Origin of the sequence: Companilactobacillus sp. (assembly GCF_022484265.1) — a bacterium.
GTDB lineage: Bacteria > Bacillota > Bacilli > Lactobacillales > Lactobacillaceae > Companilactobacillus.
Map to the genome: position 1 here is coordinate 2,221,179 of NZ_JAKVLR010000001.1, position 24,999 is coordinate 2,246,177.

Sequence of the window (24,999 nt, forward strand, 5' to 3'; positions counted from 1 at the left end):
TATTGGTTTGGAAAAATTAAATAAATGGGGTGGACGAGATGGAAATAGCACATGTTGGTATTTATGTTCAGGATCTGGATAAGGAAGTGGCTTTTTTCAAGCGATACTTTGACGTCAAGGTTTCAGAGGAATATCACAATCCTAAGACCACGTTCACTTCAAGATTTTTGTCGTTTGATGGCGGGGCTAAGTTAGAGGTTTGCACCCGCGACGATATTAATTTGGACAGGTTGTCTGGTTATCCTGTTGGTTATGCTCATTTGGCTATTTCCTTGGGTTCTAAGCAAGATGTTGACGAGTTGACTGAACGGATCGAGGAGGATGGTTACGATCATCTGGACGGACCTCGGACTACTGGTGATGGTCAGTATGAAAGTTTGGTGTGTGACCCAGAGGGGAATCAGATTGAATTGACTGTTTAGTTTGTAATTTTGAGTTAAATGCAGTTGTGGTGGTTGGCTGCCGGCTCCGGGTGGAAATCGATTGCCTTTTGTCTGGAACGCTGAGGAGACACTTTGAGCTTTTTTCAAAGACCGAAAAAATCTCAAAGCTGCCTCTTGTCGTAAGCTGGCGTCATCGCCGGCTAACGACAATTTCTCGGCTGAGCCAGGCATCGATTTCCATCCGGAGCCTAGATTGGTTTAGTTCAAAATCCTCTCTTTTTTGGTGGAAGGGGGTATGTCGGCTGTTTTTTCGCTGAATGTTTAGTTAGTCTAATCTTATTCACCGACTTCGTCGGTTGCATGCTGACTGTCTGCTCAATAAACTAATTAAAAACTTCAAATACATGGAATGGATGTTGAAAACTTTTTGTTTTCAACATCCTTATTTATTTTCTGTAGAATTATGGAAAATTTTATTCGAAAAAATTATAATTATATTTATTTACTTATCGAGGTTAGATTTCATGTCTAATACAAAAGAACATTTGGCGGATGCTTTGATTTCAGAGTTACGGACTACTCCGGTTGATAAGATCACGATTCAAAAACTTGTCGACGACTGCGAATTAACTCGGCAGACTTTTTACAATCACTTTGCTGATATTTATGAACTGGTTGAATGGACTGCTAAGCGGGCTACTGATAAGGCTTTGCAGAATGTGGCTACTTATGATGATTGGCAACAGGGGTTTTTAAATGTTATGCGCGACGTTGAGGATAATCAATATTTGGTCACGAATACTTATCAATCTGCTTATCGTGATATTTTGGAAAAGTACATTTACAAGGTGCTATACGAGTACATTATTGCTGTGGTTGAGCGTCAAGCTCAGGGGTTAAATGTTTCGGACAAGCATAAGCATTTTATTGCTCATTTTTACAGTCTGGCTTTCATTGCCTTGATTTTTGAATGGGTCGCTAATGGTTTTAATGACAAGCCTGAGGACATCGTTGAACAGACTGGGGTCTTGATCCAGGGCGATTTTAAAAAAGCTTTACTGCGTTATTCTGAAAAATAGATAATATCGGCAAATTGTCAAAATTTTGACAGTTTGCTTTTTTTGTAAATTGTTTCACTAAGGGTGCGGAACTAATCTAAAAACAGGCACAAAAATTTTTTAGAAGAAGGTCTTATCATGAACATTTACAAAACTATGTATCGTCCTAAAAAACCATTAGGGGTCGATGACCGTCAGGCTAACATTGTTGGTGGAGGTATCGCTGGATTGGCTACTGCCGTTTTCTTGATCGACGATGCGCAAATGCCAGCTCGCAACATCAAGATTTTTGAAAAAAAGCCAGTCATGGGTGGCTCCATGGATGGTACTAAAGATGCAGCTGGATATCTTTGTCGGGCTGAACGTGAGCTAGAGCCATATATGGAATGTCTTTGGTACTTGTGTAGCAAGATTCCATCATTGGAAAATGAAGGTCGCACGGTTCTTGATGACGTTGTTGATTTCAACCGTGACGAACCAATTCATAGTGAAGCACGTGTGATCATCAACCAAGGCGAGATCGATGCTCATTATCATGATTACAAACTAGAACCAAAATATGCTGAAGCAATGAGAAAAATCATTGCATCTTCAGAAGAAGAATTAGCCAACTTGAGTTTGAATGACTTTTTCGATGAAGGATTTTACAAGACGAACTTCTGGACTTGCTTCCACAGTCAATTGGCTTTCAAAGACTATCACAGTGTTATCGAATGCCGTCGTTATTGGCAAAGATTTACCTTTATCACCAGACACGAATACCTCGAAGGATTTATTCATACAAAATATAACGAATATGACGCAATTATTCTCCCAATCGAACGTTACCTAATTGATAAAGGAGTAACATTCACGAATGACTTTGCTGTAACTGATTTGGAATTAACAGACGACAACAATACTGTAAAAAATATTATCGCCAATCACGCTGGCCAACCAGCAAAGGTTGCAGTCAGCGCACAAGACTTAGTATTCGTAACCACAGGTTCAATCAGTGAAAACAGTACCTTCGGCGACAACAACACAGTTGCTGAAACTAATACTGACACAACAGACATGGGAACTTTCACCATCTGGAAGAATCTCGCCAAGAAGGATGAAAAATTCGGCCATCCAGAGAAATTCTTAGGCCAGATCGACAAGACCAAGTGGATCTCATTTTTCCCAACAGTCAAAGGCTACCCAGAATTTTTCAAACGAATCGAAAGACTATCAGGAAGCCCAGCCGGAACAGGTGGCTTAATGGTATTCAAAGATTCCAATTGGGACCTATCATTTGAGATCCATCACAAACCATTCTTCCCATATCAAGCAGAAGACGAAGAAGTAGGTTGGGGATACGGCCTATACGGAGAAAACGAAGGAAACTACATCAAGAAGAGAATGTGGGACTGCACCGGCGACGAGATCATGACCGAATTGCTATACCACCTAGGAATGTTAGACATCAAGGACGAAGTCTTAGCCCACACCTACATGTCAACAGCAATGATGCCATACTGTACAGCTCAATTCATGCCAAGAGAATTAGGCGACCGCCCATTAGTAATCCCAGCAGGCTGCACAAACCTAGCCTTGTTAGGACAATTCGTAGAAATCAAAGATGACGTAGTCTTCACAGTAGAAACGTCAGTCAGAACCGCCTTAGAAGCAGTTTACGGCCTGTTAGACATTGAAAAAGATGTCATAGAAGTAAACCCATCAAGATACGACATCAGATATCTATTAGAAAGAGTAAAACGCTTCGCAGGAATCAAAGGAGACGTCAAGCCAAGTGACTTACCAGAAATAGACCCAGCAGAGCTACCACAACTAGAGGCAGCATTGTTGAAGATGATAAACGACGTCCCACCATACTATCAAATGTACTTAGGAAGAGATCAAACAATCCCAACCAAAAAATCAGTGCTACATCCAGAAGCACCCCTAAGCGAATAAAAAAGAGACGAAATCGAAAGATTTCGTCTTTTTGCGTGGATAAATAAATTGAATGAATTGAGATGTTCGGCAAGAGGGAAGACCTTGCGAGATTGGCGAAGCCAAGCAAGCAATAAGCACAAGTAAACAATGCAGAGCAAGCATAGAAGACAACGACAAAGAAAAAAGTAAAACGTAGGTGTTCATAAAAAGTAGGAAGAAGAAAGCAAAAATAGGAAGGAGGATGAGCCAGAAACAAAGTATCCAACAAGTAAATAATGCATACGTTGGAAAAAAGAGGGGGAGGGTTAAGCATTTGATTTAAACCAGATTAGACTCCGGGGTGGTGGAGCGCTCGGCCTCAGTAGTGATATTTTTCTTAGCAATGCGAAGCAGTGCTTAGTAAAAGGTGCAGCTTGGAGATTGCTGCGGTCTTTGCAGTAAGCTTCAAGTGTACCCACTACGTTCCAGAGCCGAAAGAGCGGAACCACCCCGGAGTCGGCCCGCATGCCGCACATAAGTCAGTTCAACCAATTGCCCGCATACCACCCAAAAAGCAGCTTAAGCAAACCCAGGCATAAGAAAAGAGCCCCCAAAACTGGGAGCTCTAATCATTATCTCGAAAATCAAAAGCTTAACCGATCATAAGTTATGCTGTTAATTATTATCCGAAACAAAGTGTGGTTAATCATCGTGTTACTATGCTTGTGAGTAAACAATTATTATCTTTTTTCGTGATAAATTGAATTGTAATTAGCTTTTATTTTTTAAAAACGAACTAGTGAAACTTTCAAATGTTTCAATGATCAGTTTTAAGCCTTTGACTGAGATATATTCCTATCCCGGAATACTATCTGTCGACAACCATAGTATACGATATTGTGATACTTTTAACAAGTGTTTTTCACAAAAATTGTTGATAAAATCTTGTAACAGTTATATAGTGTACTAGTAAACTAATACAGTAGGAATTGAGGTGACTGTTTTGAAGTTTGATGACAAGATTCCGATTTATATCCAGATCAAGAATTACTTGTATCGAAGAATCATAACAGGTGACTTACAGCCGGGAGAGAAGCTTCCTTCGGTCAGACAACTAGCAGTCGATGTTACGGCAAACGTCAACACCGTCCAACGAGCTTTGTCTGAAATGTTGGCTAATAAGGTCATTGAATCGCAACGAGGTAAGGGAAACTTTGTGACTGCAGACGAGGAAATGATCAGCAATTTAAAGACGGAAGTCGTTCATAAACAAATTTCGATTGCTTATGAAGAATTGCATAGCTTAAAGCTCACCGATGAAGAGATTATTAAAGAATTTCAACAATACATTCATGATAGGAGTGCACAAAATGCCTGAACTATTAAAGATTGAAGATCTGAACTATAGTCACAGATTAAAAAAGATTTTGCATGACGTTAACTTAAAACTAGATCGTGGCAAGATTGTCGGATTATTAGGAGAAAATGGTGCTGGTAAAACGACTTTGATGCGTTTGATCACCGGCAGTGCTCATGGACACGGAATTATTGAATTAGACAATTCATTTTCCGCTCCCGAACGTAAGAGCAAAGTTAGTTACATGGACCGCTTAGGCGGATTTCCATTAAGTACCCCAATCGCTAAAATTGAAAAATTTTACGAGACTGTCTATGAAGATTTCGACGACAAACGTTTTAACGAATTGCTCGAGTTTTTGAAATTAGACAAAACAACTAAAATTTCAGCTCTTTCAAAAGGTAACAAGGAAAAACTCGTCATTGCTTTGACCTTATCTCGCCAAGTTCCTTTGTACTTGTTGGATGAACCGTTTGATGGAATCGATTCGATGAGTCGTAAGCAGATCATCAACAGTATCATTAAGTGGAAGCCCGAAGATTCAACAATCGTTATTAGTGACCACTACGTGACTGAAATCGCAACATTGCTTGATGAGATCGTCGTAATCAAAGACGAGACTATAAATTGTCACAAACAAGCTGACAAGATCCGTGAAGATACGGGCATGGACATCGAAGACTTTTACGAAAGCTTGTATCAAGAAGGGGGCAAACAAGATGACTAGTTTCGGCAGATTTTTCAAAGCAACCTTAAACGATAAATTCCGTAGCACAAACTTTATCTTATTGATCAACATTATGGCCATTTTCGTTTCGATCATCTGGTCAGCCGTTGATGGTAATTTTTCAAAAAATAGTTGGTTCCAATTTACTTTTACATGGTCATTCTTGGCTATCTTGATTGTCTTTATTCGATTGACAGTCTTACAAGAACGAATTTACACCCGCGATAGTTATCGACTAGTGCCAATTGGCGATATCAAGTTTTATCTGGCAAACCTAGCTAGTTCGTTTGTTGGAATGATTTACGCTTTAGCAGTTGAATTCATTATGTATTTCATCACAATTGCTATTAACTGGGATGACTATAGTCAGGCATTAAAAATGATGGCAATGATGAATGGTCAAAGATCAAATTTTGAAGTTTCACAACTTTGGGGCATTGTCGGTATCTGGCTTTTAATGATGTTAGCCTTAATGCTATTAACTTGGACTACTATCAACTTGATCCACTTGTTATCCAGAACTGGTAGCAATTTCTTGCCTAGCACGGGACGCAGAGTATTGAACGTCGTAGTTTACATCGTCGTTATTTGGGCAGTTCTTAGAATTGTTAGTTACATTATGAGTACCTTAAATAATTCAGTTAATATGTTATCCAATTCCTCAGACATCTGGAGCTTCTTACTCTATATCTTGATATATGTAGTAGTTGCCGCACTTGAAGCAGCTGGAAGCATTTACTTGTTACACAATTGGGTTGAAACAGTTTCTGAATCATAAAATCAAAAAATCCGACTACATGATAAATGTGGTCGGATTTTTTGATCAAAGATGTTATTCTACTGAGATTTTCAATTGTTTTCCCATTGCACCAGCTAATTTATTCAAGGTATCAACATTTACGTTATTACCTTTTTCAATTCTAGCAACGGTCGATTGCGGAACGTCGGCTTTTTCAGCTAATTCACGTTGGGTCCAGCCGATTTCAGCACGTGTTTCGTAAATGGCCATAGCAGCTGTCATTTTATTTTTTTCATAGGTGTATTGTTCTTTAAAGATAGGATCTTTACTTTGTTCCTTAATGTAGTCGTCAAATTTAATGTTTTTAGTCATTGCCACCATCCTCATTAGAAAAAAATTCTTGTCTCATTTTTAGTGCGTGTTCAATTTCTCTCCTAGGCGTTTTTCGTGTTTTCTTAGTAAAACCATGCGTAATGATATATCGGTTTCCGTCGACATGAAAGTAAACGGCTCTTTGGATATTTGAAGAAACTTGAGATCTTATTTCATATAAATTAGTGTTTATTTTTTTGATCCATTGGAGTTTTTGAGCGAAAAGTAAACCATATTCTTGAACAGAATCTATTCTTATAAGCAATTTGATTTTATCTTTATCTGATAACTGTTCTAGAAAATTTTTCATTTCATTGGTGCCGTTTGGACGCGTATAAAATTCAAATTCTGGTTTTTTCATACACTCATGATAGCACGTATGCTATCAAAAACAAATTATTACACTAATGTTTTGACTCCCATGTAGATCAATAAAACTGCGATAAAATAATTGATCCATTCTGGATGCTTGCTTTTAGCCAATACATTTACTAGCAATGGAGCAATCACCGCACCACAGATAGCACCGATGAGCAGAGGTATTCCTGCTTGCCAGTACACATTGCCGGAACTGATATGAAAAATTGAACCTAGAATGCTCATGCCAACTAGTACATACGCTGAGGTCGCCGTGGCGTTGAAGGTATCTAACCCTAAGAGCAGGAGCCCAGCCAGGATCGGTCCACCGCCACTTAATCCAGCAACGCCAACCATTAATCCTCCAAGTATCCCGTATGCTGCAGCTGCGTATGGGTTTTGATTGATCGAATCTTGTTTCGATTTTTTAAAAAAGATTTGTAAGCCTAAAATTATCAAAATTATGCCGATGATCCATGTATAGATAACTTTTGGAATATGTGGCGAGATCAGAGAACCTATCACAACTGCGGGAAGTGCTGCTAACAGCATCTGATTGCCAACGTGGAAATCGATCCGTTTCTGCTTGGCATATCCAATGACGCCAATGACTAGTGCCGGCAACGAGGTGATGATCGAAGTTGCAGCAGCGCTGGCGGGCGAGAGGTGGAAGCTGGACGAGAGGATGCCTAGATAGATGGCACCTCCGCCTCCACCTAGTGCAATCACAATTGTTCCAACTAGAATTCCGACAATTATGAGTACAAATGTTGTCAAGATAAAGCCCTCTTTCAAAATATTCGTCAATTTCATTGAGGTCATTACTCAGAATGACTAGAATGAAAGACAACTGGATAAATCAATTAATTACACAACGTAATTATATTCTACAATGTGTAAAATTCAAGCGGAGGAATTTTCTTTGACAGCTAGAACACTTTCTAAATCCAAAATTGTTGATACGGTCATTGAATTGATTCGTCAGCAAAAGCCAACTACCTTTTCGCAGATCAGCAAGCAATTAGGAATGCGCTCGCAATCGATCTATAATTATTTTTCCGATGGCAATGAACTAAAAGCAGCTGTAACAGTGCGTTTTTATGCGAAACTGACTCAAGAACTGCAGAATAAGATTTTTGGATTATCTGGGAAAAAAGCTGTGTTAAAGTTTTGCCAGGTCAGTGTAAACTATGCCATTGATGACTTCTTAGTCCTGCAGTACGTCATCAGTATGCCGAAGGAAATGTTTCATGGCGACAAAGAAGTCGAGTCGACCTTAGATAATTTGTATCAACTATTATGCCAATTATTAGATCCACTGATTTCTGATAAAAAGCAACAGTTGGTGTACGCACGCCTGATTCGAAGCTTGATTGCTGGAGAAGTCATCCATATTGGAACTGGCAGATTTGATAATGATCTAGTCCCGGCTGACGATAGTTTTTTACAAATGTTGGAAATTGCTTTAGCTGATATTCCAGATTAGACATGCAAAACGATGCAATGTTGGATAGAATGTAAGTGCTGTACCTGATTTACGGAGGGTGTCAAATGACAAAAATGTATGCTTATGTGGCAAAGAACGATAAGGCTAAACCACAAATGAAAAAAATCGATATGCCAGAAATTACCAATGATCAAGTCTTAGTTGAGGTCAAAGCTGCTAGTATCAATCCAGTGGACCAAAACTACCACATGATGCATCAGTTGTTTAAGATACCGACCTAATATCCATTGACCTTAGGTAATGATTTTTCTGGCGAGATCGTTGAAATTGGTCATAACGTCACTGACTTTAGTGTTGGCGATGAAGTTTATGGAAGAACTGACCACGGTGAAACCGGAACGTTTGCGGAGTATTTAGCGACTGAACCAGAAGCAATCGCCAAGGTTCCCAAGAATATTCCGTTGCTCCATGCTGCCGCAGTCCCATTGGTGGGATTAACCGCCTATCAAGCCTTATTTGAAGTCTTGAAAATCCAAAAGGACCAAAAAGTCTTCATCAATTCAGGTTCAGGTGGCGTGGGTTCAATGGCCATCCAATTAGCTAAAAATGCTGGGGCCTATGTAGCAACAACAACGAGTCAGCATAATACTTCATTAGTCGAAGGATTAGGTGCTGACAAGGTCATCGACTATCACAAAAATAAATTCGCTGATGTCTTGCAAGATTACGATGCAGTCTTTGACAGCCGTGGCGGTGCTGAAACTGCTGATGGTTTGAGAATCTTAAAGAGTGGTGGCGGACTGGTAACAATCTCAGGAATGCCAACGCCAAAACTAGCCCGTGAACAAGAAATGGGCTTGACTAGAAGAATCCTATTCTCAATGATCTCTCGTTCGTTAAGAAAAACCGCCCGCATCAAAGGAGTCAGTTATGATTTCTTGTTGATGAGAAGCGATGGCGAACAATTGGCAGAAATCACCAAATTAATCAAAGCTGAAAAAATCAAACCAGTGATCGATCGAGTATTCCCATTTGATTCGATCAAAGAAGCGCTAGAGTATACTTCAAAGGGACACGCAGTCGGTAAGGTATTAATCCAAATCGGAGAGTAAAGAATAGAGAGAGCGTCAAAAGCGGGTAATTTCCGAGCATTGCTCAGGATATGGCTTATTGCGAATTGTGCAATCAGTCATATCCGTGGCAAACGGAAGAAATTGCCTTTGAGAGCTCGTTTCAGATCAGGGAGCGTCAAAAACGTCCAACAAAATAGCAGTCAATTCAAAATGTGAATTGACTGCTATTTTTCATGTTTCAAAAAATTTTAATATTGCGATGCAAATTAACGTTCAGCAAACATTTTTTCAATCTTTTTGGTTGTGTTGAAGTTTCTAGCGGTAGTTTGTTTGTAAAGGTCAGAACCACCGATCTTTGAGTAGAAAGATTTGCTATGATCCTTTTTCTTAGTCGATGTCCAAAAGATGATATTTGGGGTGATCAAGACCTTGTCGTAATCTTCGGTAGCATTTTCTTTGAGCCAGTCATCGTTGACTGCTTTGTAGTCGTTGAGCTTGAAGACTGCATTATGACGCAATTCTTGGTCTTGTCCCCACCAGTCTGGCGCTTGTTTGAGGTCGAGCAAGAAAGCTTCTTTTGAAATCAAACGAAAGTCGATCGCAAAATCGAAATTTTTCTTCAGGACTTCTGCGACCATTTGCTCAGCTGTTAATTGGTCGACATTTCCCATGATAAAAATATTTCCACTATTGATATATGTATCGACATTTTTGAAGCCAGCCTCAGTTAACATTTTTTTCAATTTGGGCATGGCAACGTGATTATTGCCGCCAACATTGATGCCACGCAATAAAAGTAAATAATCCAAGATGATGATCCTCCTAAATGCAATCTTTCTGTCAGTATATCATTGGTACATCGACAATTAGCGACTTTGACAAAGATTGATTATAGTCATAGTATTTTAAGTTATGAATACTTATTTTGCGTAATTTAGTTTCGGGGAATAGACAGGGGAAATGAAATAGTGAGTCGAAATAGAAAATTAATCGTTACATTCGCTTTGATACTTTCAAATGCGATGGCAGGACTGGATGCAACTATCATCAACACCGCCTTGCCAGCAATTGTCAGTGATCTGCATGGTATCCAATATATGGGATGGCTAGTGGCTATCTTCCTATTGGGTATGGCGGTCGCAACGCCTTTGTGGAGCAAGTTTGGGGAACGAAAGGGTAATAAGACAGCTTATATCGTGGCCACAGTGGTGTTCATGATTGGTGCGTTATTCCAAGGTTTAGCCCCAAATATTGTCTGGTTTATCATTGCCCGTGGATTCATGGGAATCGGTGCTGGTGGAATGAATACCATACCGTTTATTATCTACTCACAAATTTTTAAAAATTTACGACGTCGTGCACAAGTCATTGGCGTGGCTGCAGCATCATTTAGTGGGACCTCAATCATCGGACCGCTATTAGGTGGTTGGATCGTTGATGCATTCAGTTGGCACTGGGTATTTTATTTGAACTTGCCGATTGCCTTGATCTCAATCTTGATCATCGTGTTCTTCTTCCATATCAAAGAAAATCTCAACAAGTCAAAGGTCGACTACCATGGGGCAGTCTTGATGATCTTGGGATTGACTTCGATTTTAGTCGGGATTCAAGAATTAGGGATGTCATCGATTTGGGTGCCACTCGCCTTTATCGCCGTTGGTGCGATCTTAGTTGCCAGAATGGTTCAAATTGAAAATAAAGCCGAAGATCCAATCGTGCCAAATCGTCTTTTTAAAAATTCGAAGTTAGTCATTGATATGATTCTGTTCGTCTTTTTATGGGGAGCATTCGTTGCCTTCAACATTTATATCCCGATGTGGGCACAAGGAATTATGGGACTAAGTGCGTTGATTGGTGGTATGACGCAGATCCCAGGTTCGATCACTAACTTCATTGGTTCAGAAGCCGGTCCAGTCATGCAAAGACGCCTTGGACGCTACAACTTGATAGCTATTGGTACTGCAGCCTTCTTGATTGCCTTTCTTGGATTGTTCATCGCTAAAGAATCTGCTAGCTACTGGTTCCTGCTAGTGATGGGAGCCTTTGAAGGCTTTGGAATTGGACTATGTTTTAACGTCTTACAAGTTGCTGTTCAATATGATGCCGAACCTCGAGACGTGCCGATTGCAACGTCATTCGCTTATTTAGTTCGGATCTTAAGTCAGACATTCATGTCCGCCATTTATGGTGTGATCTTAAATCATGCGCTGTTAAAGGGAGTTCGTGGCAGTCATGGTCAATTAACAATGTCAATGATGAATAACTTGAGTAATTCTCAGACTGCAAAAAATCTGCCGCAGCATTTGCTTCCAGAAATGAGAGCCATCTTGTTCAGCGGTATCCACAATATCATGTTGACCGCCTTGATCTTGATTTTGATCGTAGTAGTGGTTCTAATTATCTTGTTTAGAAGCGGCTTCACCAAACCAGTGAAGAGTCGAGATATTTAAATTGGGCTATAACAATTTTGCAAGTATTTTGCTTATGGCTCAACAGCAGTGTTTTCGAAGATAATATTAGTAAATAAATAGTTAATAAAATTAAAACAGCGTCAGCATTGAATTAAGAAATTCAGTACTGACGCTGTTTTTGCGTGGATGAGATTTACTAATCGATTTAGTTACTAAGGGCGTATTAATGTTCAAATTATATCATAGAAAAGACAAATTTTTTCAAAAAGCGATTTTTTTATGAAGAAATTATTAAATCAAAGCAAAATTGGTATAGGTGTGATAATATACAATCATAAACGGAAAGCAAGATTAAAATTTACAAAGCAGGTGTATATACATGGAACTAAACGATAATACGGAAGCTAAGAAAGTTTTATCGGAGCTTTACACGGATATCAACGCAAATAAGGATATTGATAAAGATAACTACGTTAAAGACTTAGTATTGAGAACATACAATTTGATCAATGAAAAATATTCATTCACATATCTTTTTGGTCGTCTCAAGGATGACGAGCACGTTATCAAGACAATCAAGCAATTGCGTATCGAAGACAATAACTATGAAGAACAAATCAAGTTCTTGGCAAAAGGCGCAACATACGCATTATATTAAAATTTGAAATTAGTAGGGTCTCGCCAAATGGCGAGGCTTTTTCATTGCAAAAATTAATTCCAAGTATCTCGGTCATTCGAGATGCTTTTTTGTTACAATGGATTTCTATTCAGAGGATTTTAGGAGATATTATGGCTAAAGCATTAAGAGCGGCGATTCGCGCCTTGGTTTATGAACTATGTGTCTTTGGTGTGATCTATTATGGTTTGATTGTTTTTGGAGCGATGACAAAAACTGTCAATCTGTGGGGATTCTTAGTTTTTATCGTAATTTTGTTTTTTGCACAATGGTATTACTTCTATCGCAAGCAAAATAGTAATTAAATTGTTATAATTGGCGATACAATTCAGTTAAAGAAGGGAATGATTACTATGGCAACAATTTATGATTTTTCAGAAAAAGAAATGGGTGGCAAAGATATTAATTTTGCTGACTACAAGGGCAAAGTCCTATTGATCGTAAATACTGCTTCTAAGTGTGGACTAGCTCCGCAGCTTGAAGGCATTGAAACCTTATATGAACGTTATCATGATAAAGGCTTGGAAGTTATTGGCTTGCCATCTAATCAGTTCCACCAAGAATATTCTGACGAGCAGGAAACGAATGATTTTTGTCAGATTCACTATGGCGTGACATTCCCAATGACGACTAAGATCTTGGTCAACGGCAAGGGTGAGGACCCATTGTTCACGTATCTTAAAGACACTGCTGGTCACGGTCGTATCAAATGGAACTTCACCAAGTTCTTAATTGCAAAGGACGGTTCAATGATCGATCGTTACGCACCATTGACGAATCCAAAGGCAATCGAACCAGATATTATTGCAGCGTTGAAAGCATAGAAAAAGCAGTTAATTCGTTTTATTGAATTAACTGCTTTTTGTTATTTTTGATCAACTTGGTCGTTATCAATCAAACCGAATAATAGAATTGCGATACCAATTAGTAGGGCAATTACAAAGTAGAAGAAAATCATGGTGATGCTGACTTTTAGACCTAATGACAGTCCAACCAAGTAAGGTCCGATGGTTGCACCGATTCGTCCAATTGCTTGTGTGAAACCAATTCCAGTTCCACGGTGTGAAATAGGATACTGTGTTGGTGTCAAAGCAATCATGATTCCCCATGCACCTAGAGTGAAGAAGGAAAGTAAGATACTACCGAAAATAACCATGGCATTTGAAGAAGCTGTACCGAATATGAAGGCACCAATTAAAGTTCCGACTAAATAAATTGCCAGAACCTTTTTACGACTGATCTTATCCATTAAGTAAGCTGCCAAGAAGTAACCAGGCAATTGTGCAAAACTGGTTAGTAAAGTGTATCCAAAACTATGGAACATATTGAATCCTTTAGTCATCAGAACACTAGGTAACCACAAGAATAGGCCGTAGTAAACGAACATGATGATGAACCATAACAGGCTCAAGCAAATTGTGGCACGTCGATGTTCTGGCGACCAGATTTGCGAAATCGAAGCTTTAATATTTGTTTTAGTATTTTTAACATTAGTTTCTTCCGGTAAATGACGACGTAAAACCAATGTGTAAATTGCCATCAATGAAGTAATGATGACAGTTGGACGCCAACCGTAAAGTGGCATGAATAAGAATGCCAACAGTGAAGCGAAGATCCAACCAACTGCCCAAAAACTGTCAACTAAGATCAACATTTTTGAACGGCGGTCCCCTGAAAATGAATCAGCAATGATCGTTGCAGCAACAGGTAATTCCCCACCTAAACCTAGACCTGTGATGAAACGAATGATCATGAATTGGTAAATGTCTTGAGTAAATGCCAATCCCAAGTTACTGATCGTAAAAATTAATAGCGTGAGCATAATAATGTTCTTTTTACCGTGTCGGTCAGCTAAATAACCGAACCAGATGGCACCAACCATCATACCAACAGTAGTAATAGCACCAACGGAACCTAATAGTCCCGGTGTTAGAGCCCATTCCTTTTTGATCAACGGCATGATAAATGACAGTAAAGCCACATCTGCTGCATCAAAAAGCCATGCGGTCCCTAAGACCATTAACAATTTGATTCCAGTATTTTTCTGGACTGTTTCCAAAATTTTATCCCCCAAATTTATATTTTATATTTATTAAATTATTAAAGGTACAATTTACCTTTATTAATCTAAAAAAAGACTATCACTAGTCTTTTCGAGGGTCAAGAATTTGCTTTAATTTATACAATTTTGCAGGACGACCGCTTTTTCCATGTTTTATTCCGACTTCGGTGAATAGATGGGAGTGGGTCTTGCGAAAGTTCGAATTGTCGATTTCCGTCAGCGATTGCTTCTGGAAAATTGCATAGACTTCACGGGCTTGTTTCAAGGTAAAACTGGTACCCAGAATCAATAGAATCGTAGGTAAGTAGTCGAGTCGGTTAGTCACGCGATTAAAGGCCTCACGTAAGATCAATGCGTGGTCAGAGATCAAGTTGTCAGAAGTATCGAATTGATTGATTTTTTGATAAAAATTATTTTCGTTGATATTGTCAGGTAAGGTTTTAAATTCTAAGTTTTGATGTGTCAACAAGTACGAATTTTCATCTGAACCAATTGCAAACCAGGCAACATCTTTTGCACCATATCCGGGTGTCAAATCAGGCATTGAGGGAAGGTAAGTCATGTACGTCAAAGCTATTTCACGTTGATTTTGGCTGCGATTGACGTCACTGAAAGTTTCCAATTGTTCGGTGTAAAAATCAGGCAGGTCAATGCCGATTTTTTCACGGATCAGACGCAATGAAGCTTCTTCAGCATTTTCGTTATCGCGCAACAATGTCGTTGGCAGACCCCACTTGTTCAGGTATGGTTGATAATTATTTTGGACTAACAAGACCATGACTTGCTCGGCTTTCGGATCAAAACTCCAGATAATATTTACAATGTTGACGGTCAATTCTTTGGATGAACTCATGTGAAATACCTTCCCAATTAATTAACCTATATTATAGATTAGTTTTTTGAAAACGAACATGAAAAGATAATGCGGTTGAATTTAGCGAGTTAGAAAATAATTATTCCGCATTCCAAGCTTTATCAAAATCAATGAACTTGCCGTCTTTTTCGCGTTCTTTTATTTGATCAATTACACCGTTCTTTGCCAAATGGAGTGTTTCTTGCATAGCATCCCAATGTTTTTTGCTAATGATAACGACATCGTAGTCAGTGCCTTCAGGTGATTTGATGGTCACAGGTTTTTCTTCAGAGTTAACATCTTTAGTAATGTCAGAAAAATTTTTCTCAGCTTCGGAAATTGTGTAAGTTGTTTTCATATGATTTTCCTTTTTTGTCGTAGTTGTTGGATAAAGTTTATAACAACTAGTTTGTCAAATTACAACAAAATAAAAAAACAGCCATGATTGACTGTTTTTCAGATTTTAATCAACAATTGGCGATGCACTTTCCAAATTGAAAAGCGATGCTGTGTTGTTGTATATGTGTTTGGCTGTATCGGATTTATTCATCGTATAAAGGTGAATTCCATCAACGTCGTTAGTTACTAGGTCAACGATTTGGTCGACGGCATAAGCGATACCAGCTTCTTTTAAAGCAACTGGATTGTCTTTGTACTTATCTAAGATAGCGATGAACTTCTTAGGCAAGGTTGCGTGGCAGTTTTCCACGACGTGTAGAGCTTGCTTACGATTGACAACAGGCATGATACCGGCCAAGATCGGCACGTTGATACCAGAGATAGCACACTCTTCTTGGAAACGATAGAATTCATCATTATCGTAAAAAAGCTGTGTAATCAATTGGTCGCAACCAGCATCGACCTTCTGCTTCAAGTGGACGATGTCGTCGATCCGATTTTTTGAATCGGGATGGGTCTCTGGATAAGCAGCGCCAGAAACATGAAAGTTAGGCTTTTGCTGTTTGATAAATTTAGTCAGGTCGCTAGCGTATTTGAAGTCTGTCTCAGGAGTGAATCCGTCAACGATGTCTCCACGCAATGCCAAGATCTGGTCAATGTGCATGAGTTCCAACTGATCCAAAATGTGGCTGACTTCTTTTTTAGTAACGTAAGCAGCTGGCATGTGGACCATGGTTGGACAGTCTAATTTTTCATGAACGTACTTGGCTAGGTCAATGGTGGTCTTGGCATAGTCTAATTTGTGGTTGCTGCAAGTAACACTGATAAAACTAGGGTCTAGACCCTTCAATTCATCTAAAGTTCCAGTCAACTTATCGACCCCAACTTGAGAATTAGGAGGGAAGACCTCAAAGGACAAACGAGGTCCTGCATTTTGTGTGGCCATAATACTAAATCTCCTCTTTAACTTCCGCTCTAACTTCCTTGGCAGCTTCTGTTAAGTTCTCGACACTTGCTTTTGCTTCTTTGATTCCACGAGTCTTGAGTCCGCAATCAGGATTGATCCAGACTTTTTGAACAGGGACTTTGTCGATGATCTTGTGGATCGTGTTCTTGATCTCGTCGACAGATGGGATACGTGGCGAATGGATATCGTAGACACCAGGTCCGACTTGAAGCTTGAAGTGTTCAGCCTGCAAAGCATCCAAAATCTCGAGATTTGAACGTGAGGCTTCAAATGAAATAACGTCAGCATCCATGTTTTGGATGGCAGGAATAATATCTGTAAATTCTGAATAGCACATATGCGTGTGGATTTGTGTTTCAGGTTTAACTTTACTGTGAACTAATCTAAAGGCTGGGATTGCCCAATCAAGGTATTCTGAGTACCAGTCTGATTTTCTAAGTGGTAGTTTTTCACGTAAAGCTGCTTCATCAATTTGAATGATCTTAATACCATTTTTTTCAAGATCCAAAACTTCGTCTTGAATTGCTAAAGCAATTTGAATAGTTGATTCACGTTTAGAAATATCTTCACGTGGGAATGACCAGTTCAAAATTGTTACTGGTCCTGTCAACATACCTTTGACAATCTTGTCAGTTTTGCTTTGAGCGTATTTTGACCATTTAACGGTGATAGGTTTGTTTCTGGCAACGTCGCCCCAGATGATTGGAGGCTTAACGCCACGAGTACCGTATGATTGAACCCAACCGTTTTTACTGAATAGGTAACCATCCAGATTTTGGCCGAAGTACTCAACCATGTCGTTACGTTCGAATTCGCCATGAACTAGGACGTCCAAACCGATATCTTCTTGCCACTTCAACCATTCGTCGATGTGTCCGGCTAAAAATTTGTCGTATTCTTCTTGAGTGATTTCGTGTTTTCTAAATTGGGCACGAGTCTTTCTGACTTCTTTAGTTTGTGGAAATGATCCGATCGTAGTTGTAGGCAATACAGGTAGCTTAAATTCGGCTTTTTGAATCTTGGCACGTTCTTCAAGTGATGGGTGACGTGTAAAGTCATCGTCTTGTAATGATGCGACACGTTCGTGAACCTTAGGGTCTTCTTTGACACGAGGTTTTTCGAACAATTCTTTGTTGCGAGTTTCAGCAGCTTGATCTTTTCCAGACAAGATAGCTTGGATCTCTTTTAATTCAGTCAATTTCTCTTTAGCAAAAGCGAAGTGTTTCTTGATATCTTCTGGGAATTCTTCGTTTTCGATTGTAAAAGGAACGTGGAGCAATGAACATGAAGTTGAGAGAACGATATTTTTAGCAGGCAATGACTTGATCAAATTGATCGTATCTTCATAATGATTGCGCCAAATATTTTTACCATTAACGACTCCGGCAAAAAGCACTTTGTCATCTGGGAAACCTGATTTAACTAGTTCAGCTGTTTTACGACCTTCGTGGAAGTCTAAACCAACACCGTCGATTGGCAAATTGATCAAGTCATCGTATACATCACGGACGTCGCCAAAGTAAGTTTGAACTAAGATCTTCAAGTTAGTTTGCTTGTCTTTTAGAAGTTCTTTATAAACTCTGATGAACAAGTCGTATTTTTCACCAGTAACGTCCTTAACTAGTTCAGGCTCGTCTAATTGGATCCATTCTGCACCTTGGTCAGCTAGCTTTGCAAAAACTTGTTTGTAGGTGTCGACTAATTTGTCAAAAATCGTATCAGGCTTTGAGTTGTGATATTCGCTCAAACTAAGCAATGTGAAAGGACCAACCAACGTTGGGCGTGTTTGAATACCAGCGTCTTTAGCTTCTTGGTATTCGTCAAAAATCTTTGTTCCGTTTAATTTGATATCTGTATCTTCATAAACTTGAGGTACTAAGTAGTGGTAGTTTGTGTTGTACCATTTCTTCATAGGTAAAGCTTTTACGTCGCCTTTGTCGCCATGATAGCCACGTGCGAGAGCAAAATAGCGATCAAGTGGGGATAGATCCAATGCTTTAACGTTATCAGGAATAATGTTGAACAATACCGCTGTATCTAGAGTATTATCAAAAAATGAGAAGTCGTTTGAAGGGATGTCATCAATACCAGCATTTTTAACTAGTTCCCAATGTTCCTTACGTAAGTTTTTGGCGAAGTCTTGAAGTTGTGCTTCAGTGATCTCGTTGCGCCAATATTTTTCAGTGTTGAATTTTAATTCACGATTTTCTCCGATTCGGGGAAATCCAATAATTGATGTAGTCATATATAAATGTCTCCTTGAGTAGTAGTAGTTGTTGTTCTTGTTCTTGTTGATAGATACAAGTTAACACCGGATTTGATTGTTGGATAACTGTTAAAAGTATGGAAAGGTTATAGTTTAAAACTATATGATACGTTATAATGTATACAAAATTTAGGAGTCAATTATGAGAATACAACAACTACAATATCTCGAAACCATTGTCAGAACAGGCTCGATCAACGAAGCTGCCAAGCAATTGTATTTGACGCAACCCAGTTTATCCAACGCCATTAAAGAACTAGAATCAGAAATGGGCATCAAAATTTTATTGCGCAGCAAGCTTGGAGTTTCTTTAACAGATGATGGACGCGAATTCATGGTCTATGCTCGACAAGTTTTAGATCAAGTCCAATTACTTGAAGGACGTTATGAAAAAAATACCGTCCGCAAGCAAGCTTTTTCAGTATCCGCCCAGCATTACGCTTTCGTAGTGCACGCCTTTGTCGAGTTGATCAAGACAGTCAAGGCAGATGAATACAACTTCACTTTGCGAGAAACTGAGACCGAGAACATCTTAAGTGACTTGACGACGTTTAAAAGCGAATTGGGAATTTTGTACTTGAACAATTTCAACCGCCAAGTTTTGCAAAAATTATTCAAGGAGCAGGATTTGGAGTTCACGCCTTTATTCAAAGCTACGCCGCACGTCTTTGTCGGTAGTCAGAATCCTTTGACTAAAAAAAGGACAGTCACACTAGAAGATTTAGTGGACTATCCTTATTTGTCATATGAACAAGGCGATAACAATTCATTTTATTTTTCTGAGGAGATTTTGAGTACGCTTGATCGTAAGAAAAACATCAAAGTGTCTGATCGGGCAACGATTTTTAACTTGATGGTCGGTTTAAACGGCTACACCATCAGTTCCGGTATTATCAGTAACAAGTTAAACGATGACAAAATCGTAGCAATACCGCTAGAAGTTGACGACTCAATGACTCTCGGTTGGTTGAAGCATCGCCAAATGGAACTGTCGCCAATCGCAGTCGACTACTTGAAAATGTTGAAGGAACACATCGAGGGATATGGATTTGCCATCATAGATGATGAAAAATAATTATTTTGCTATCAATTGATTACAAAATGATTTTTCATATTTTGGGACAAACAGTATTTCGATAACTGGGGCTGTTTACCACAAGAATCATTTTGGATTTGCTCCCAAGAATTATGAATTATTGCTTGATGCGATGGAGAATGAACGATTGATAGATATTTTTCCAACTGAGAATTATCTAGGAGAAAATATAAAATTACTAGATTCGCCTGACATCGGAATTCTCAATAATGAGGAGTTAAAAGCGTTGGAAAAGGTTAGGAAAAAATTTCAAAATTTCGATAATCAAAAAATTATTGAATATTCTGAGAGAAGAGAAGTATGGAAAAATTCAGAACTTCGTGAAGCTATTGACTATCAACCGTTGTTTGAGCTGGAGTAAGTACTAATCATTACTAAAGATCCATTATGTAAAATCCATCCATTACGTTGCTGTGGTCGCTACTTTTGATTGGTCCATTCAGTCTGGTGAATCCAGCTTTGGAATAAATGTGTAATGCGGCTGTTAAATTGTGGTGTGTCTCCAAATATAGTTTTGAATATCCAGCATCTTTAGCTTTATCTTTAATTAAGTCAATTAACTTGTAGCTCAGTCCATGACCACGTCCAGCTTCAGACAAGTACAATTTTTGTAGTTCGGCAACTTTATTGTTTAAGTCAAATTCTCCAAATCCTGCACCACCGAGGATTGTGCCGTTATCATCAACTACGTAATATCCACGATTGGAGTTGCCAGTATAATATTGATCCAAAGTATCTAGATTCGTGTCGAAATAGGCAGTTCCGGGAATATCTAGTTTAGCAGCCTTTAAATCGGTTTGGAGAATCTGTTTAATAAATGGGGTATCTGATTTTTGTATTGGTCTGATTAACATGGTAAAAGTCTCCAATTCATTTTAGAGACGTATTTTACCACTATACGAAAAAAAACTCGCTATCTAAAATTGATAGCGAGTTTTTTTGAATTTCAGTTTTTGATGCTCTCTGATTTGAAACGAGCTTACAAAAGCAATTTCTTCCGCTTAACTATTGAATGCAATGATTCCACAATTCGCAAATCCTTCCATTCCTACGTTAATGCTCGGAAATTACCCGCTTTTGACGCTCTCTTCATATTTCCTAGTAGTGGTCCGAAGAGATGTTTTCAACGTTTATTGTCTTCAGAATATCAATTAATTGCTCTTCCTCGGGCTTTAAGATGTAGCTTGAACGATAGACTATTGAGACGTTGAAGTTCTCTGGAATGGGATTTTTGATCTCTAAGCAGGTGATGTTGTCATCGTACTTATTGATCTCATCTCGTACCAAAACGCCGATGCCGATATTGGCTCTGACGAGACTTTTATACCAAGAGATATCTGGTGTCTTTTGGATGATCTCCGGGTTGATACCGGTGTGTTCAAAATAGTCATGCAAAATTCTTCCATGAATAAATTGTCCAGCAAAGTCGATAAATTTCTCATCAACGAGGTCTTTGAAGTCGACTGCCTGTTTTGATTGGGCTAGGGGATGCTGCGAACTGACGATGAGACTGAAAGGACGGCTCCCCAATTGCGTGACTTGAAAGTTTGGATTGTTGATCGGCAATAGCGAACCGATGACAGCTACGTCAATGTCGCCATCTGCCAATTGTTTGAACAGTGCATTTGAACCACTTTCAAAAATTTGTAGTTTATCTAATAGATCGTTTTGAGCAATCTTGCCAACGACTTGTGGAAAATAAAGTGTCCCAATAATTGGCGGTAACCCAAACTTAATTTTTTGACTATCAGCAGCCTTGATCTCTTTGTGTGCGAGATCGAGGTTTTTTTGAATGGCTAAAGATTTTTCAAATAGAAGATATCCGGTTCTAGTTATTTCGGTTTTTTGATGGACACGGTCAACATTGACTAACTTGGTCTCGAATTCTTTTTCTAGACGCTTGATAGCTTGGGTGATCGTTGGTTGAGAAACGTTAAATATCTCCGCCACTTCAGTGTAGTTACGTTTTTCAACTAAGGTCCTGAAATAATCTAGATCCTTCGTATTCATATTTGCCTCCATCTTTACCACATTCCGATAAGTTTCATCCACATTGAACCGATAACGATCCAAATAATAAAGTAAAGTATACCGAGAATTGCGTTCATTCTCCACCATTCACTTTGTTTTACATAGCCGGAACCGTAAAGAATTGGTGCTGGTCCGTTACTGTAATGTGTTGTTGATGAATCCAAGTTACCGAAGAAACCAAGCATCAAGGCACCTAGCATTGGTGGAACTCCGGCTGAAATAGCTACGGCCAGGAAGGCACTGTACATAGCTGAGATGTGGGCTGTAGAACTGGCAAACAGGTAGTGAGTGTAGAAGTAAGCAACGAGCAAGATGATCATTACTAAGATCCAGTTCATACCCTTGAGACTGCCACCGATGGCACCACTTAACCAAGGAATAAATCCAAGTTTGTTAAGTTGTGAAGCCATCATAACTAGGACTGAGAACCAAACTAATGTGTTCCAAGCGCCAGTTTCATGCAAGACATCACTCCAAGTTAGGATTCCCGAAAGGATCAAGAGTGAAAGAGCGATGAATGCTGTTAAGGTAGCATCGATTCCTAACATTCCGCCTAAGATCCAAAGAAGCAAGGCGATGATAAAAATTCCGGCCATCAATTTTTCAGGCAAAGTAATTTTGCCCATTTGTTCTAATTGTTCATCGGCCCATTTTTTAGCATCAGGTGTCTTTTTGATTTCTGGTGGGTACATTTTGTAAATAACAAAAGGAATCACGATCAATGAAACTAAACCAGGTACTAATCCGGCTAAGAACCAGCCCATCCATGAAACGTGGATGCCCATTTGGCCAGCTAATGAAGCTGCCAGTGGGTTACCAGCCATGGCGGTCAAGAACATTGCTGCTGTGATCATATCGCCGTGGAATTCAGCAAAAATCAAGAATGATCCCATTTTTCTTTCGGTTCCTTTTTTAGGATCAGAACCGAACTCTTCAGCTAGTGACTTGATGATTGGATACATGATACCACCAGCACGAGCAGTGTTACTTGGTGTAGCAGGAGCGAGTATCAAGTCAACTCCAAGTAATGAGTAGGCAAGACCAAGAGTGCTTTTTCCAAAGGTCCGAACGAACAGTACGGCAATTCGTTTTCCTAGTCCAGTCTTGATAAAGCCGCGTGAGATGAAGAATGCCATGGCGATCAGCCAGATGCTGGCATTACCAAATCCAACGATGGCAGTGTCCATCTTGACTGTTCCAGTCAAAACGGTCAGAGTAAATCCAATAATAGCGACCGCACCAATTGGTAGTGGTTGAGTGATACAGCCAATAATTGTCGCAACAAAAATGGCGAACATGTGCCAAGCCAAAAGGCTGACGCCAGCTGGTTTTATTGGTGAGAGAAACCAAATGATCAAACCAACGATGATAGGTGCTAGGAACTTTTTATAGTCCAAGCGTTGCAAAGTCATAGTTATTTAGCAGCCTTTGCTTGTAGATACTTGAAAGATTGTTGTCCAGCTTGTCTCCCAAAAATAACTGTTTCAGCAATGGAATTTCCACCAATACGGTTGTTTCCATGCAATCCCCCAGCAATTTCCCCGGCTGCAAATAATCCTTCGATTACGTTGTTTTTTTCATCTAAAACTTGAGTCTTATCATTGATTGCTACGCCACCCATTGTGTAATGAACGGCAGGTGCAATATGAATTGAGAAGAATGGTCCTTGTGAGATATCACGATCCATACCAGTTGTCCGATTGAATTCTTTGTCCCCATTTTTGACTGCTGAATTCCAAGTAGCAACTGTTTCTTCAAGCGTAACTGGATCGATGTCGATTTCTTTAGCCAATTCTTCTAGCGTTTGACCTGTAGTTACTAGTCCAACGTGGTCATAAAATTCGATAGCTTTAACACGGTCACGAATACCTTGGTCCAAGATCAAGTATGCTCCGTGTTCATTAAGGTCATCGATGGCAGCTGTAACATTTTTTCTGGTGTCGAGTTCGTTAACAAAACGTTTTCCAGCTTTGTTGACCAAGATAGCACCTTCACCACGAACAGCTTCACCAATCAGGAATGGATGATCAGTATCTTGTTGAACGGTAGGGTGGACTTGGACTTGGTCCATGTCGACTAGTTTTGCGCCAACGTCACTAGCAAGTTTGATACCGTCACCAGTTGCGCCAGGTTGGTTAGTAGTCTTGTAACCTTTGAGGTCAGGACGATATTTAATTAACAAGTCTTGGTTGGCTGCGAAGCCTCCAGTGGCTAAAACAACAGCATTAGTTCTGATCTCGGTAGTTCTAGCATCGATGTCTAAGGTAACGCTAGAAACTTTCCCGTCAGTTTGATTGATCTTTGTTACGTAGACGTCAGTGAATAATGGAATCTTTTCTTTTTCAACTTGTTTGAGCAATTCTTCAACTAGGAATCCACCGATTGGTGCCATTGAACTAGGACGGTGAGTTCTCATTACGCTCATACCACCAGTGATGGTAAGGTCGTCCAAAATAATGCCATGGTTAGCTAACCAGTCGATAGCTAGAGCTGAGTGAGTGGTGAAATATTTGAGCAATTCAGGATTGTTCTTTTTGCCACCGCCATTAAAAGTATCGTTGTAAAAATCTTCCATATTATCAACGATCTTGTGGTCGAGTTGTACGTAGGTTTCGGAAGCGTTCATACCAGATGAAGCACGAGTCGTATTACCACCGATCGCGTCCATTTTTTCCAAAATAACTGGTTTGAGTCCTAATTCGTGTGCTTGTAGTGCGGCTGTAAGTCCAGTCCCACCAGAACCAACAATGATCAAGTCATAGTAGTCCATCAGTTGGTTAATGTTAGTAGGTTGAAATTTGTATTTTTCTGCCATGATATCCTTCT

27 protein-coding genes and 1 pseudogene are annotated in these 24,999 nt (G+C 39.4%); 15 read left to right on the top strand and 13 right to left on the bottom strand.

What is annotated here, in order from left to right:
* Nucleotides 1–38: 38 nt before the first annotated feature.
* From LKF16_RS10605 to LKF16_RS10630, 6 genes are all read left to right on the top strand, one after another.
* Nucleotides 39–422 carry a VOC family protein gene (locus LKF16_RS10605; protein ID WP_291471630.1) on the top strand — a complete coding sequence of 128 codons (384 nt, stop codon included), beginning with the start codon at nucleotides 39–41 and terminating at the stop codon, nucleotides 420–422.
* Between the two features lie 485 nt (nucleotides 423–907).
* Complete coding sequence (locus LKF16_RS10610; protein ID WP_291471628.1) at nucleotides 908–1,462, top strand: TetR-like C-terminal domain-containing protein; 555 nt, start codon at nucleotides 908–910, stop codon at nucleotides 1,460–1,462.
* A gap of 117 nt (nucleotides 1,463–1,579) precedes the next feature.
* On the top strand, nucleotides 1,580–3,379 hold the full coding sequence (locus LKF16_RS10615) for an oleate hydratase (RefSeq protein WP_291471626.1): 1,800 nt from the start codon (nucleotides 1,580–1,582) through the stop codon (nucleotides 3,377–3,379).
* Between the two features lie 964 nt (nucleotides 3,380–4,343).
* Nucleotides 4,344–4,718 (top strand): GntR family transcriptional regulator, encoded by a 375-nt coding sequence (locus LKF16_RS10620; protein WP_291471737.1) that lies wholly within the window; start codon nucleotides 4,344–4,346, stop codon nucleotides 4,716–4,718.
* Nucleotides 4,711–5,424: an ATP-binding cassette domain-containing protein gene (locus LKF16_RS10625; protein ID WP_291471624.1), complete on the top strand. Its 714-nt coding sequence runs from the start codon at nucleotides 4,711–4,713 to the stop codon at nucleotides 5,422–5,424. Before LKF16_RS10620 ends, LKF16_RS10625 begins: the two co-directional genes overlap by 8 nt.
* Nucleotides 5,417–6,202: a hypothetical protein gene (locus LKF16_RS10630; RefSeq protein WP_291471622.1), complete on the top strand. Its 786-nt coding sequence runs from the start codon at nucleotides 5,417–5,419 to the stop codon at nucleotides 6,200–6,202. The genes LKF16_RS10625 and LKF16_RS10630 overlap by 8 nt, the downstream gene beginning before the upstream one ends.
* Nucleotides 6,203–6,256: 54 nt before the next feature.
* Here LKF16_RS10630 and LKF16_RS10635 read toward each other — a convergent pair whose 3' ends face one another.
* Genes LKF16_RS10635 through LKF16_RS10645 form a run of 3 tightly spaced genes read right to left on the bottom strand, consistent with a single transcriptional unit; the run spans nucleotide 6,257 to nucleotide 7,669 of the window.
* Nucleotides 6,257–6,535, bottom strand: a complete 279-nt coding sequence (locus LKF16_RS10635; RefSeq protein ID WP_291471620.1) for a helix-turn-helix domain-containing protein — start codon at nucleotides 6,533–6,535, stop codon at nucleotides 6,257–6,259.
* Entirely contained in the window at nucleotides 6,528–6,896 is a 369-nt protein-coding gene (locus LKF16_RS10640; protein WP_291471618.1) for a type II toxin-antitoxin system RelE/ParE family toxin, read from the bottom strand. Before LKF16_RS10640 ends, LKF16_RS10635 begins: the two co-directional genes overlap by 8 nt.
* Before the next feature lie 38 nt (nucleotides 6,897–6,934).
* Nucleotides 6,935–7,669, bottom strand: a complete 735-nt coding sequence (locus LKF16_RS10645; protein ID WP_291471616.1) for a sulfite exporter TauE/SafE family protein — start codon at nucleotides 7,667–7,669, stop codon at nucleotides 6,935–6,937.
* 145 nt (nucleotides 7,670–7,814) lie between these two features.
* On the opposite strand from LKF16_RS10645, the gene LKF16_RS10650 reads away from it, so the two are divergent.
* The 3 genes from LKF16_RS10650 to LKF16_RS10660 all read left to right on the top strand — a co-directional run bounded on the left by LKF16_RS10650 (nucleotide 7,815) and on the right by LKF16_RS10660 (nucleotide 9,451).
* Entirely contained in the window at nucleotides 7,815–8,378 is a 564-nt protein-coding gene (locus LKF16_RS10650) for a TetR/AcrR family transcriptional regulator (protein WP_291471614.1), read from the top strand.
* Between the two features lie 65 nt (nucleotides 8,379–8,443).
* Nucleotides 8,444–8,620, top strand: coding sequence for a hypothetical protein (locus LKF16_RS10655; RefSeq protein ID WP_291471612.1), 177 nt, complete (start codon nucleotides 8,444–8,446; stop codon nucleotides 8,618–8,620).
* A gap of 6 nt (nucleotides 8,621–8,626) precedes the next feature.
* A complete protein-coding gene (locus LKF16_RS10660) occupies nucleotides 8,627–9,451 on the top strand; it encodes an NADP-dependent oxidoreductase (protein ID WP_291471610.1) in 825 nt (274 codons plus the stop codon).
* Between the two features lie 227 nt (nucleotides 9,452–9,678).
* On the opposite strand, the gene LKF16_RS10665 is transcribed toward LKF16_RS10660, so the two are convergent.
* Nucleotides 9,679–10,221, bottom strand: coding sequence for a DUF1697 domain-containing protein (locus LKF16_RS10665; RefSeq protein WP_291471608.1), 543 nt, complete (start codon nucleotides 10,219–10,221; stop codon nucleotides 9,679–9,681).
* A 156-nt stretch (nucleotides 10,222–10,377) separates the two neighbouring features.
* Here LKF16_RS10665 and LKF16_RS10670 point away from each other — a divergent pair, with 156 nt between their 5' ends.
* From LKF16_RS10670 to LKF16_RS10685, 4 genes are all read left to right on the top strand, one after another.
* Nucleotides 10,378–11,862 (top strand): MFS transporter, encoded by a 1,485-nt coding sequence (locus tag LKF16_RS10670; protein WP_291471735.1) that lies wholly within the window; start codon nucleotides 10,378–10,380, stop codon nucleotides 11,860–11,862.
* A 340-nt stretch (nucleotides 11,863–12,202) separates the two neighbouring features.
* A complete protein-coding gene (locus tag LKF16_RS10675) occupies nucleotides 12,203–12,481 on the top strand; it encodes a hypothetical protein (protein WP_291471606.1) in 279 nt (92 codons plus the stop codon).
* Nucleotides 12,482–12,612: 131 nt separating this feature from the next.
* Nucleotides 12,613–12,804 (top strand): hypothetical protein, encoded by a 192-nt coding sequence (locus tag LKF16_RS10680; protein ID WP_291471604.1) that lies wholly within the window; start codon nucleotides 12,613–12,615, stop codon nucleotides 12,802–12,804.
* A 48-nt stretch (nucleotides 12,805–12,852) separates the two neighbouring features.
* Nucleotides 12,853–13,323, top strand: coding sequence for a glutathione peroxidase (locus LKF16_RS10685; RefSeq protein ID WP_291471603.1), 471 nt, complete (start codon nucleotides 12,853–12,855; stop codon nucleotides 13,321–13,323).
* A gap of 41 nt (nucleotides 13,324–13,364) precedes the next feature.
* Here the strand turns inward: LKF16_RS10685 and LKF16_RS10690 are convergent, their stop codons facing one another.
* The 5 genes from LKF16_RS10690 to metE all read right to left on the bottom strand — a co-directional run bounded on the left by LKF16_RS10690 (nucleotide 13,365) and on the right by metE (nucleotide 19,025).
* Nucleotides 13,365–14,519 carry an MFS transporter gene (locus LKF16_RS10690; RefSeq protein ID WP_291471734.1) on the bottom strand — a complete coding sequence of 385 codons (1,155 nt, stop codon included), beginning with the start codon at nucleotides 14,517–14,519 and terminating at the stop codon, nucleotides 13,365–13,367.
* Between the two features lie 124 nt (nucleotides 14,520–14,643).
* Nucleotides 14,644–15,414 (bottom strand): NUDIX hydrolase, encoded by a 771-nt coding sequence (locus LKF16_RS10695; protein ID WP_291471601.1) that lies wholly within the window; start codon nucleotides 15,412–15,414, stop codon nucleotides 14,644–14,646.
* Between the two features lie 100 nt (nucleotides 15,415–15,514).
* The gene (locus tag LKF16_RS10700; RefSeq protein WP_291471599.1) at nucleotides 15,515–15,772 is read right to left on the bottom strand and encodes a type II toxin-antitoxin system Phd/YefM family antitoxin; all 258 of its coding nucleotides are present in this window, start codon (nucleotides 15,770–15,772) and stop codon (nucleotides 15,515–15,517) included.
* A gap of 105 nt (nucleotides 15,773–15,877) precedes the next feature.
* Complete coding sequence (gene metF / locus LKF16_RS10705) at nucleotides 15,878–16,759, bottom strand: methylenetetrahydrofolate reductase [NAD(P)H] (protein ID WP_291471597.1); 882 nt, start codon at nucleotides 16,757–16,759, stop codon at nucleotides 15,878–15,880.
* 4 nt (nucleotides 16,760–16,763) lie between these two features.
* Nucleotides 16,764–19,025: a 5-methyltetrahydropteroyltriglutamate--homocysteine S-methyltransferase gene (gene metE, locus LKF16_RS10710; RefSeq protein WP_291471595.1), complete on the bottom strand. Its 2,262-nt coding sequence runs from the start codon at nucleotides 19,023–19,025 to the stop codon at nucleotides 16,764–16,766.
* A 163-nt stretch (nucleotides 19,026–19,188) separates the two neighbouring features.
* Between metE and LKF16_RS10715 the strand changes: the two genes are divergently transcribed.
* Complete coding sequence (locus LKF16_RS10715) at nucleotides 19,189–20,121, top strand: LysR family transcriptional regulator (protein WP_291471593.1); 933 nt, start codon at nucleotides 19,189–19,191, stop codon at nucleotides 20,119–20,121.
* A gap of 40 nt (nucleotides 20,122–20,161) precedes the next feature.
* A pseudogene (locus LKF16_RS10720) lies at nucleotides 20,162–20,503 on the top strand (type II toxin-antitoxin system antitoxin SocA domain-containing protein); the annotation flags it as partial.
* A gap of 13 nt (nucleotides 20,504–20,516) precedes the next feature.
* Here the strand turns inward: LKF16_RS10720 and LKF16_RS10725 are convergent.
* The 4 genes from LKF16_RS10725 to LKF16_RS10740 all read right to left on the bottom strand — a co-directional run bounded on the left by LKF16_RS10725 (nucleotide 20,517) and on the right by LKF16_RS10740 (nucleotide 24,988).
* Complete coding sequence (locus tag LKF16_RS10725) at nucleotides 20,517–20,996, bottom strand: GNAT family N-acetyltransferase (protein ID WP_291471591.1); 480 nt, start codon at nucleotides 20,994–20,996, stop codon at nucleotides 20,517–20,519.
* A gap of 244 nt (nucleotides 20,997–21,240) precedes the next feature.
* A complete protein-coding gene (locus LKF16_RS10730; RefSeq protein WP_291471590.1) occupies nucleotides 21,241–22,152 on the bottom strand; it encodes a LysR family transcriptional regulator in 912 nt (303 codons plus the stop codon).
* Between the two features lie 14 nt (nucleotides 22,153–22,166).
* A complete protein-coding gene (locus tag LKF16_RS10735) occupies nucleotides 22,167–23,585 on the bottom strand; it encodes an anion permease (RefSeq protein WP_291471588.1) in 1,419 nt (472 codons plus the stop codon).
* A 2-nt stretch (nucleotides 23,586–23,587) separates the two neighbouring features.
* Entirely contained in the window at nucleotides 23,588–24,988 is a 1,401-nt protein-coding gene (locus LKF16_RS10740) for a flavocytochrome c (RefSeq protein ID WP_291471586.1), read from the bottom strand.
* Nucleotides 24,989–24,999 lie beyond the last annotated feature (11 nt).